The following is a 10,526-nucleotide window of genomic DNA, read 5'->3' on the forward strand; positions in this document are numbered from 1 at the left end:
TAGTAAATCTTTAAATAATAAAACTTATGATTAAGTTAGAAAACATTCAGAAGGTGTTCCGTACCGAAGAGGTGGAGACCGTTGCATTGGGCGGTGTATCGCTCGAAGTAAAGAAAGGCGAGTTCGTGGCCATCATGGGTCCATCGGGCTGTGGTAAATCAACCTTACTTAACATTCTGGGTTTGCTCGATAATCCTACCAGCGGTCAGTATCTGCTGGATGGTCAGGATGTGGGCTCGCTCAAGGAGAGCCAGCGTACCAAGGTTCGCAAGGGCCAGATTGGTTTTGTGTTCCAGAGCTTTAACCTGATTGATGAATTGAATGTTGAAGAGAATGTAGAGTTGCCTCTTACTTATCTGGGTGTGCCCAAGAAGGAGCGCAAGGCAAGGGTCGAGGAGGTACTGCGCCGCATGGCCATCAGTCATCGTTCCCACCACTTCCCACAGCAGCTTTCTGGAGGTCAGCAGCAGCGTGTGGCCATCGCCCGTGCCGTAGTGATGAATCCTAAGATTATCCTTGCCGACGAGCCCACTGGTAACCTCGACTCAAAGAACGGTTTGGAGGTGATGCAGCTTCTTACCCAGCTCAACCAGGAGGGTACCACCGTGGTAATGGTAACCCACTCGGAGCGCGATGCCGGTTATGCCCAGCGCACCATCAACCTGCTCGACGGTCAGGTAGTACCCGAGGTTACGCTGTAAGCGCCGCATTGTCATAACAGAAAAACGACCCTTCCTCCGAAAAGGAAGGGCCGCTTTTTTTAATAGGCCTGCTCATGCACGCCTTTAAACGTGAGGACGTTCCGTTAATAGGCCTGCTCATGCACGCCTTTAACGGCACGACCCGAGGGGTCGTTTAAGTTCTTGAAGGCCTCGTCCCATTCCAGGGCGATGGCGGTAGAGCATGCTACGCTGGCCTCGCTGGGCACACTCAGGGCAGCTGAATCGCTGGGGAAGTGCTCGGCAAAGATAGAGCGGTAGTAATACTCCTCTTTATTTTTGGGTGGGTTGATTGGGAATCGCTCGGCGGCGTGGGCCATCTGTTCGTCGGTAACGGCCTCGGATGTGATTTGCTTCAGGGTGTCGATCCACGAGTAGCCTACACCATCGCTGAACTGCTCCTTCTGGCGCCAGGCAACGGCCTCGGGCAGCATGTCGGCAAAGGCCTCGCGTACAATCTTCTTCTCAACGGTTTTGCCTGGGCACATCTTGGCTTCGGGGTTGGTGCGCATGGCCACATCCAGGAACTCCTTGTCGAGGAATGGCACACGACCCTCAACACCCCATGCCGAAAGGCTCTTGTTGGCACGCAGACAGTCGTAGAGGTGCAGCTTAGAGAGCTTGCGAACGGTTTCCTCATGAAAGTCCTTGGCCGTTGGGGCTTTGTGGAAGTACAGGTAGCCACCGAAAATCTCGTCGGCACCTTCGCCGCTGAGTACCATCTTGATACCCATCGACTTGATGACACGCGCCAGCAGATACATAGGTGTTGAGGCACGTACGGTGGTCACGTCGTAGGTCTCGATAAAGTAGATCACGTCGCGGATGGCATCCAAGCCCTCCTGTATGGTGTAGTTGATTTCGTGGTGAACGGTACCGATGTGGTCGGCCACCAGCTTGGCCTTGGCCAGGTCGGGTGCACCCTTCAGTCCTACGGCAAACGAGTGCAGGCGGGGCCAGTAGGCTTTGGTTTTCGAGTCGTCCTCGATACGCATCTCGCTGTATTTCTCGGCGATGGCCGAGATAACACTCGAGTCGAGTCCACCCGACAGCAGTACACCGTAAGGCACGTCGCTCATCAGCTGGCGTTTCACCGCACCTTCGAGTGCATCGTGGATAGCTTCAACCGATGCGGGGTTGTCCTTCACGGCATCGTACTCCATCCAGTCGCGCTTGTAGTAGCGCTTCTGTCCTGGGTCAGCACTCCAGTAGTAATGGCCGGGCAAGAAAGGCTCGTAGTGCTCGCACTGGCCCTCGAGGGCTTTCAGCTCCGAGGCTACGTACACCTTTCCGTCGGCATCGCAACCAATGTACAGTGGGATAACGCCAATAGGGTCGCGAGCAATCAGGAATTCGTCGGCTTCTTGGTCGTAAAGGGCAAAGGCAAAGATACCGCTCAGGTCCTCCAGAAAGTCGATACCTTTCTCGCGGTACAGGGCCAGGATTACCTCGCAGTCGCTACCCGTCTGGAAATCGTACTTACCGGCATAGCGGCGACGTATCTCCTGATGGTTGTAAATCTCGCCGTTAACGGCAAGCACCTGTTTGTGGTCGGGCGAGAACAGGGGCTGACCACCCGACTCTGGATCAACAATACTTAATCGCTCGTGGGCTAAGATAGCCGAGCCGCCACAGTAGATACCACTCCAATCGGGTCCACGATGGCGAATTTTCTGACTCATCTTCAAAGCCTTCTGTCGCATTTGCTGCGACTGCTCTTTTACGTTGAAAATACCTACTATTCCACACATAATATTATTGTTTTTTAGTTGTTTTGAATGTTTGCTTTTTTAAAAGAGTCCTTGGACTCACGGCTGAAGCGTGAATCCAAAGACGAAGTATGCCTTTTGGGCACAGGGGTTAGCAGCCACCTGGGCGAACACTGGGATGCTAAACGAATCGGTTACTTTAATATCCTTTGTAGCTTTGAGTGCCAGGTTGGTGATGGCAAAGCCATCGGTACCATAGAAACTGGTGGCGTAAGGCACAGCACCTACGGTTGCGCTCCAATCTACTGCGGCTACTTTGAAGGGCACGCCCAGCTCTACGTACGAGCTGTAGGCACGCTTACCATCCTTGTTTACACCGTCGTTACCCGAGAGGTTGGTAAACCACTGGATGCTGGCGGCACCAAAGTCGTAACCGATGTTTGCCTCGAAGATATGGTTGGTGCCATGGGCGTCGTACTTAAAGTAGCGACCCTCAGGATCCAGTCCGGCGTTGAACCAGTAGTCGGTCAAGCCGATGTTGAAACCACCTGCAGTGTAGGCCAGTGTCAGGTCGAACTCCTTGGCATCGTTGGTGTCAACCAGTCCGTAGCTGCCCCATGCTGTGAGTGAGAGGCCTTTGTAGCCAATGCCCAGTGTGGGCTGGATGGCTGCACTTCCGCAATCCTGGCCACGCCAGATATACGAGCTTACTACATCTGCAGCAACTGTGGTTTCTACTCCTTCATCCTGTGCCGAAGCACCCATTCCTGCGGCGAACATAAGCGCCATTAAAACAATCTTTTTCATAATTCGTTCTCTTTTAATTTTTAACTAATGGTAAAATCTCTCTCTTTATATAATTATGTCTTAGTTGTAGCACATCTCTCCGTGCTCGTAGATATCCAAGCCCTCTTCCTCGATACGCTTGCTAACGCGCAGGCCGTGAATCTTCTTAATGCTGTAGAACAATACTACACCACATAAAGCAGCCCAGAGGTCGATAACCAGAATACCGAACAGCTCAGCACCGAAGAAACCGAAACCGTGGCCGTAGAAAGCACCGTTTGAGGTTGACAGCAGACCGGTCATCAGGGTACCCAGGATACCGCAAACACCGTGTACTGACGAAGCACCTACAGGGTCGTCGATGTGCAGCTTGTGATCGATAAACTCGATGGCGTAAACCAGTACGATACCGCAAACAAGACCGATGATAACTGCGCCGAAGGGTGATACCAGGTCGCAACCGGCGGTGATACCTACCAATCCTGCCAGCACACCGTTAAGGGTGAGTGAGAGTGATGGTTTGCCATACTTGATATAGGTAAGGAACATGGTAGCAGTTCCACCTGCTACAGCAGCCAGGTTAGTGGTAAGGAATACGTGGCTGATGGCAATGCGGTTAACCTCGCCGCTGGCAGCCAGCTGTGAACCGGGGTTGAATCCGAACCATCCCAACCACAGGATGAATACGCCCAGAGCAGCCATGGCCAGGTTATGTCCAGGAATAGCGCGGCTCTTGCCGTCCTCACCATACTTGCCTACACGGGGACCAAGGGCGATAGCACCTACCAGGGCCAGCACACCACCTACGCTGTGTACGATAGCCGAACCGGCAAAGTCGTGGAACACGTCACCAAAGGTAGTCATCATAAAGCTATCGGCAGCATCGTTGCAGAGCCAGCCGCCACCCCATGTCCAGTGACCCTCTACAGGGTAGATAATCAGTGAGATAACTGCACTGTAAACCAGATACATCGAGAACTTTGTGCGCTCGGCCATAGCACCACTAACGATGGTTGCGGCAGTGGCACAGAATACGGTTTCGAAAATCAGGAAACCCTCTACAGGCAGGTCGCTCTCGTAAAAGCTCAGGTCGCCCCAGTTAGGCATACCGATAAAACCGCCCAGCACGTCGCCACCAAACATAAAGCCGAAGCCAAGGAAGAAGAACAGCAGCGAGCCGAACATAAAATCTACAAAGTTCTTCATCAGGATGTTAGCGGTGTTCTTACTGCGTGTAAATCCAGCTTCACACAGCGCAAAACCTGGCTGCATCCAGAAAACCAACATAGCTGCCAATAGCATCCATACGGTATCGAGTGAAATTCCAATTTCGTTCATAATCCTGAAAATTTTAATTTAATTCTTAATGTTCAATGTTCAAAGAACTATTTCTTATCTCTCAATACGGTGTCGCCGTTCTCGCCTGTGCGAATGCTCCAAGTGTCAATCACATCGCTTACAAAGATACGACCGTCGCCGATTTCACCAGTGTGTGCTACCTGCAGAATGACCTTTACGGTTGGATCGAGAAACATATCGCGGCACACAATGGTGATGGCCACGCGCTCGATTACGTCGGTACTGTACTGTACACCACGATAGATGCGCTCCTGACGGCTCTGACCAATGCCGTGAACGTCGTGGTACTCAAACCAGTCGATGTCGGATGATAGCAAAGCAGCTTTCACCTCCTCGAACTTAGTCTTTCGGATAATCGCTTCAATCTTTTTCATACCTCTTAAACTTTTACCTAATTATTATAATAAATTGTTAAATTGATGACACTTTGTCATTTCTTGGGTGCAAAGTTAATGCATTTTGTAAGTAAAACAAGTGCTTTTTGTTTCATTTTGTTATAAAAGATTTTAAGTCGTTATCTTTTTGTTAGCGTTAACAGTGTTTTACTTTTAAATTGTAAGCAAAACAACTATTAATGCTTACGAATTGTTACTTTTCATTAAATCGAAGGTGATTATGCTAAGTATTTTTTGAATTTTCTTTCAAAAAGTGCTACCTTTGCACCCGAAATTAAATAGGTTTATATTATATGGCATTAGTAAACGACCACTTCTTGAAGCTGCCGAACAATTATCTGTTCGCCGACATTGCAAAAAAGGTAAACGCCTTTAAGGCCATGCATCCCAAGGTGGATGTCATTTCGCTGGGTATAGGCGATGTAACGCAACCACTGGCGCCAGCCGTTATCGAGGCTATCCACAAGGCTGCCGACGAAATGGCCACCCGTCAAGGGTTCCGTGGCTACGGACCTGAGCAGGGCTACGATTTCTTGCGCGATGCTATCTTGAAGAACGATTTCCTGCCACGTGGTATCCATCTGGATCGCGACGAGGTGTTTATCAACGATGGTGCCAAGAGCGATACGGGTAACATTCAGGAACTGGTGCGCTGGGATAACTCTATCGGCGTTACCGATCCTATCTATCCTGTTTACATCGATTCGAACGTGATGATTGGTCGTGCGGGAGTTCAGGAGAATGGTCGTTGGTCTAATGTGCTGTATATGCCTTGTAATGCCGAGAACGGTTTTGTGCCCCAGCTGCCCGACCGCCGTGTCGACGTGATCTACCTGTGCTATCCTAACAACCCCACAGGTACCGTTATCTCTAAGGCCGAGCTGCGCAAGTGGGTAAACTACGCGCTTAAGAACGATACCCTCATCTTCTACGATGCTGCTTATCAGGCTTACATCCAGGACGATGAGATTCCCCATAGCATCTACGAGATTCGTGGTGCCCGCAAGTGCGCTATCGAGTTCCACTCGTACTCCAAGACGGCAGGCTTTACTGGTGTGCGCTGCGGCTACACCATCGTGCCTAAGGAGGTTACGGCTGCCACTCTCGATGGCGAGCGCATCCCTCTTAACCCCCTGTGGAACCGTCGCCAGTGTACCAAGTTTAATGGTACCAGCTACATTTCGCAGCGTGCTGCTGAGGCCATCTATACCCCCGAGGGCAAGCAGCAGGTTAAGGAAACTATCAACTACTACATGCAGAACGCCAAGAAGATGCTTACCACCCTGCGTGGTTTAGGTTTTGAGTGTTACGGTGGCGAGAATGCCCCTTACATCTGGGCCAAGACACCCGGTATTTCGGGATCGTGGAAGTTCTTCGAAGAGATGCTGTACGGTGCCCATGTGGTTTGTACGCCAGGTGTGGGCTTCGGTCCATCGGGCGAAGGTTACGTACGATTCACGGCCTTCGGCAGTCACGAACAAACCGACGAGGCGCTGCACCGCATCGAGAATTGGTTAAAAAAGTAATGGACGAAAAAAAAGTAGGTTCCTTTTCGGGACCTACTTTTTTGTTACCTTGTCTACATAGTTTATAAACGCCTGGTTTACCAGCCTTACGCCACCCGGAGTGGGGTAGTGGCCTGTAAAGTACCAGTCGCCTGGGTGGTTGGGGCAAGCCTTGTGCAGGCCCTCGATACTCTGGAATACCAGTTCGATGGGTGCCTGCATGTCGGCTGGTCGCAACATCTCAACAATTTTCTTGTTTATCTCATCTACCGTAAACGGCTCGTACACGGCGCGCACGCAATTCTGCATCTCCTCCTTGGGCTTTGTTAACTCGCGCTTGCAGGCCAGATAGGTGTCGTTTACCAGCTGCCACATGCCGCGCTCCTCAATCAGGGCCATGGTGGCACGGAAGGCGCAGAACTCCTCCAGTCGGGCCATGTCGATACCATAGTAGTCGGGGTAACGGATCTGTGGCGAGCTCGATACCATCACAATCTTCTTAGGGAGCAGGCGGTCCAGAATCTTAAAGATGCTCTCCTTCAGCGTGGTGCCGCGCACAATCGAGTCGTCGATAATCACCAGGTTATCCACACCAGCCTGCAAGCTGCCGTAGCTGATGTCGTAAACGTGGGCAGCCAGATCGTTGCGCTCGCTGTTGTCGGTAATAAAGGTGCGCAGCTTGATGTCCTTCCACACCACCTTCTCGGTACGCACATCGCCGTGCAGCTTGCGGAATCCGTCTGTCATCCCATAAAAGGCCACCTCGGCGGTGTTAGGGATATAGGAAAAAACTGAATGGGTTACATCGCCGTCGATGGCCTTTAAGATGGGTTGAGTCAGCTGTTCGCCCAGTCGTTTGCGCTCCTGGTAGATGTCGCAGTCGGAACCGCGACTGAAGTAGATGCGCTCGAACGAGCAGGCGCTCAGTTTCTGGGCAGGCATAATCTGCTCCAGTCGGCTTTTGCCGTTTTTATGTACTATCAGTGCCTGACCTGGCAGCAGCTCATGCACGTCGTTACTATCAATATCAAATGTGGTTTGCAGCACGGGGCGCTCGCTGGCCAGTGCTATGATCTCGTCGTCGCGGTAGTAGAAGGCCGGACGTATGCCCCATGGGTCGCGTACGCTGAACATCTCGCCACTACCCGTCAAGCCGCACATCACAAAACCGCCGTCGTAGTGCTGCATGGTGGTGCGCAGTACGTTGGCCATCTCAATGTGGTTGTCGATATAGTTGGTAATGTCGATGCCCGTCAGACCCTGTGCGGTGGCCTCCTGATACAGGCGCTCCACCTCGCGGTCAAGTCGGTGTCCCATCAGCTCCAGGGTGATGTACGAGTCGCCGTAGATACGTGGACTCTGGCCCTGGGCGGTCAGGAAGTCGAACACCTCGTCGATGTTGGTCATGTTAAAGTTGCCGCACAGACACAGGTTCTTGGCGCGCCAGTTGTTTCGGCGCAGGAAGGGGTGTACAAACGTCAGTCCGCTCTTGCCGGTTGTCGAGTAGCGCAGGTGGCCCATCAGCAGCTCGCCCTTCATCTCCTCGGTAACGCGACTGAATATCTCGGTAATGGCATTCTTGCCCTCCGCCTTCTCGCGGAACATGTACTCGGTGCCGGGCTTGTTGTTCAGGTTCACGCTGGCTATACCGGCGCCCTCCTGTCCGCGGTTGTGCTGTTTCTCCATCATCAGGTACAGCTTGTTAAAACCGTAGGCCCAGCTGCCGTATTTCTTCTCGTAGTAATCCAGCGGCTTCAGCAGGCGAATCATCGCCACTCCGCACTCATGCTTCAGTTGCTCCATAGGTTATTTGCAGGCTTTAATGAAACTCATAAACAGTGGGTGGGGGTTCAGTACCGTTGATGAGTATTCGGGGTGGAACTGTGTACCGATGTACCAGCGCTTCTCGGGAATCTCTACGATTTCTACCAGGTTGGCATCGGGGTTGATACCTACGCACTTCATGCCCTTGGCCTCGTACTCCTCCTGGTACTTGTTGTTAAACTCGTAGCGGTGGCGGTGGCGCTCCTTGATGAGTGTCTCCTCGCCGTAGGCCTCGTACACGCGGCTGCCCTTAACCAGCTCGCACTCGTAAGCGCCCAGGCGCATGGTGCCGCCCATCTCGGTAATGTTCTTCTGCTCCTCCATAATGTCAATCACGTTGTGTGGCGTGTTCTCGTCCATCTCCATGCTGTTGGCATCCTTGTAGCCCAGCACGTTGCGGGCAAACTCAATCACCATCATCTGCATGCCTAAGCAGATACCGAATGTGGGGATATCGTTGGTGCGGGTGTATTCGGCGGCAATGATCTTGCCCTCGATACCACGCTGTCCGAATCCCGGACAAACCACGATACCTGCCAGCCCCTTCAGCTTCTCGGCCACGTTGGCCTTGGTAATCTCCTCGCTGTTTACAAAGTGCATTTTTACCTTCACATCGTTGTAGATACCGGCCAGGTTCAAGCTCTCGCGAATACTCTTGTAAGCATCCTGCAGGTCGTATTTCCCTACCAGTCCGATGTGTACCTCGTTGGTGGCACGGCGCTGCTTGTCAAGGAAGTCGCGCCAGGGCTTCATGGCAGGTGTCTCGCCTACGGGGATACCAATCTTACGCATAATGGCAGCGTCAAGTCCCTGGTGCTGCATGTTCACGGGCACCTCGTAAATGCTGGGCAGGTCCTCGCTCTGCACCACGCACTCCAGATCTACGTTGCAGAACGATGCCACCTTCATGCGCATGCCGTCGTCGAGATGGCGCTCGGTGCGCAGTACCAGTATGTCGGGCTGAATACCCATACCCTGAAGCTCCTTTACGCTGTGCTGTGTGGGCTTGGTCTTCAACTCGTCGGCGGCTTTTAAGTAAGGTACGTACGTAAGGTGTACGCATACGGCATTGCGGCCCAGCTGGTAACGCAGCTGTCGGATGGCCTCCATAAATGGGGCGCTCTCAATGTCGCCGATGGTGCCGCCCACCTCGGTAATGATAAAGTCGAAGCCCTCATCGAGGCCCTCTCTAAGCATGCGGTGCTTAATCTCATCTGTGATGTGTGGCACTACCTGGATCGTTTTACCCAGGTAGTCGCCGCGACGCTCACGGTCGATTACCGTTTTGTAAATGCGTCCTGTTGTTATGCTGTTGTTTCGTGTTGTGTGTATGCCTGTAAATCGTTCGTAGTGTCCCAGGTCAAGGTCGGTCTCAAAGCCGTCGGCTGTTACGTAGCACTCGCCGTGCTCGTAGGGGTTCAGCGTACCCGGGTCGATGTTAATGTACGGGTCGAATTTCTGTATAGTCACTTTGTAGCCGCGTGCCTGCAGCAACTTACCAATACTGGCCGATATGATTCCCTTGCCAAGCGAAGAAACCACACCTCCTGTTACGAATATGTACTTTGTTTCCATAAAAACCTTTATCCTTTTTATGGACTGCAAAGGTAAGCATTTTCCCGTTTCCAGTCAATATTTGGTCCTGATTTTAAATCTTCATTTTGGTTCCAACTATCAACCTGAAAGAATTCTGTTTTGTTTTGCTTACAGATTAAAACAAAAACGGCCACCAATCCCGTTGATTGATGGCCGCTCCGTTTACAGGCCCATGCAGCTGGTTGCCCCCAGTGCTCGATGAGTTCGGACATGGTATTTATTATGCAGGTTGCTGCTATTAATGGTAACAGTTGCTACTATTAATGGTAACAATTGCTACTATTAATAGAAACAGACATCATGTCTTATACTGATATAGGTTGACACATTTAGAAACTTAATAAATGTGTTAGACTTATGAGAATTTTAAATCCAAGGATTCCAGAAGAGAAGAAAGCGGAGATTATTTCTGCTTATTTGAATGGTACCAACAGTTATGAAGAGTTGGGAAAGTACTACAATGTTGAACCAAGTACGATAAGATGTTGGGTAAGCCGGTACAGAAAATCAAAAAATGTTGTATCTTTGCAGGCGGATACCAAACCGCTTGAAGATATGGCACGTAAAAAGAAAGAGGAGAAATCTCCTGAGGTACTGGCACTCGAAGCTCGCGTTCGTGAGTTAGAGTTGCAG

At 51.4% G+C, this 10,526-nt stretch carries 9 protein-coding genes; 3 read left to right on the top strand and 6 right to left on the bottom strand.

The genetic code is table 11. The features are described 5' to 3' along the window. The first annotated feature begins 26 nt into the window (after positions 1-26). Complete coding sequence (locus T500_RS0103810; RefSeq protein ID WP_028907005.1) at positions 27-701, top strand: ABC transporter ATP-binding protein; 675 nt, start codon at positions 27-29, stop codon at positions 699-701. A 104-nt stretch (positions 702-805) separates the two neighbouring features. On the opposite strand, the gene asnB is transcribed toward T500_RS0103810, so the two are convergent. Genes asnB through T500_RS0103830 form a run of 4 tightly spaced genes read right to left on the bottom strand, consistent with a single transcriptional unit; the run spans position 806 to position 4,947 of the window. Continuing rightward, a complete protein-coding gene (asnB, locus tag T500_RS0103815) occupies positions 806-2,470 on the bottom strand; it encodes an asparagine synthase B (protein ID WP_028907006.1) in 1,665 nt (554 codons plus the stop codon). A 57-nt stretch (positions 2,471-2,527) separates the two neighbouring features. Next, entirely contained in the window at positions 2,528-3,235 is a 708-nt protein-coding gene (locus tag T500_RS0103820) for a hypothetical protein (RefSeq protein WP_028907007.1), read from the bottom strand. Positions 3,236-3,295: 60 nt separating this feature from the next. Further along, the gene (locus tag T500_RS0103825) at positions 3,296-4,552 is read right to left on the bottom strand and encodes an ammonium transporter (RefSeq protein ID WP_028907008.1); all 1,257 of its coding nucleotides are present in this window, start codon (positions 4,550-4,552) and stop codon (positions 3,296-3,298) included. A 47-nt stretch (positions 4,553-4,599) separates the two neighbouring features. Then, positions 4,600-4,947 carry a P-II family nitrogen regulator gene (locus T500_RS0103830; protein ID WP_028907009.1) on the bottom strand — a complete coding sequence of 116 codons (348 nt, stop codon included), beginning with the start codon at positions 4,945-4,947 and terminating at the stop codon, positions 4,600-4,602. Between the two features lie 314 nt (positions 4,948-5,261). Between T500_RS0103830 and T500_RS0103835 the strand changes: the two genes are divergently transcribed. Beyond that, the gene (locus T500_RS0103835; RefSeq protein ID WP_028907010.1) at positions 5,262-6,494 is read left to right on the top strand and encodes an LL-diaminopimelate aminotransferase; all 1,233 of its coding nucleotides are present in this window, start codon (positions 5,262-5,264) and stop codon (positions 6,492-6,494) included. 33 nt (positions 6,495-6,527) lie between these two features. Here T500_RS0103835 and T500_RS0103840 read toward each other — a convergent pair whose 3' ends face one another. Beyond that, positions 6,528-8,276, bottom strand: coding sequence for an amidophosphoribosyltransferase (locus T500_RS0103840; RefSeq protein WP_028907011.1), 1,749 nt, complete (start codon positions 8,274-8,276; stop codon positions 6,528-6,530). A gap of 3 nt (positions 8,277-8,279) precedes the next feature. Beyond that, on the bottom strand, positions 8,280-9,872 hold the full coding sequence (locus T500_RS0103845; RefSeq protein WP_028907012.1) for a CTP synthase: 1,593 nt from the start codon (positions 9,870-9,872) through the stop codon (positions 8,280-8,282). 378 nt (positions 9,873-10,250) lie between these two features. On the opposite strand from T500_RS0103845, the gene T500_RS16825 reads away from it, so the two are divergent. After that, positions 10,251-10,526: transposase (locus T500_RS16825; protein ID WP_155267420.1), on the top strand; the 276-nt coding region annotated here is incomplete at its 3' end.

Origin of the sequence: Xylanibacter ruminicola Ga6B6 (genome assembly GCF_000687715.1) — a bacterium.
GTDB classification, from domain to species: Bacteria; Bacteroidota; Bacteroidia; order Bacteroidales; family Bacteroidaceae; genus Prevotella; species Prevotella ruminicola_B.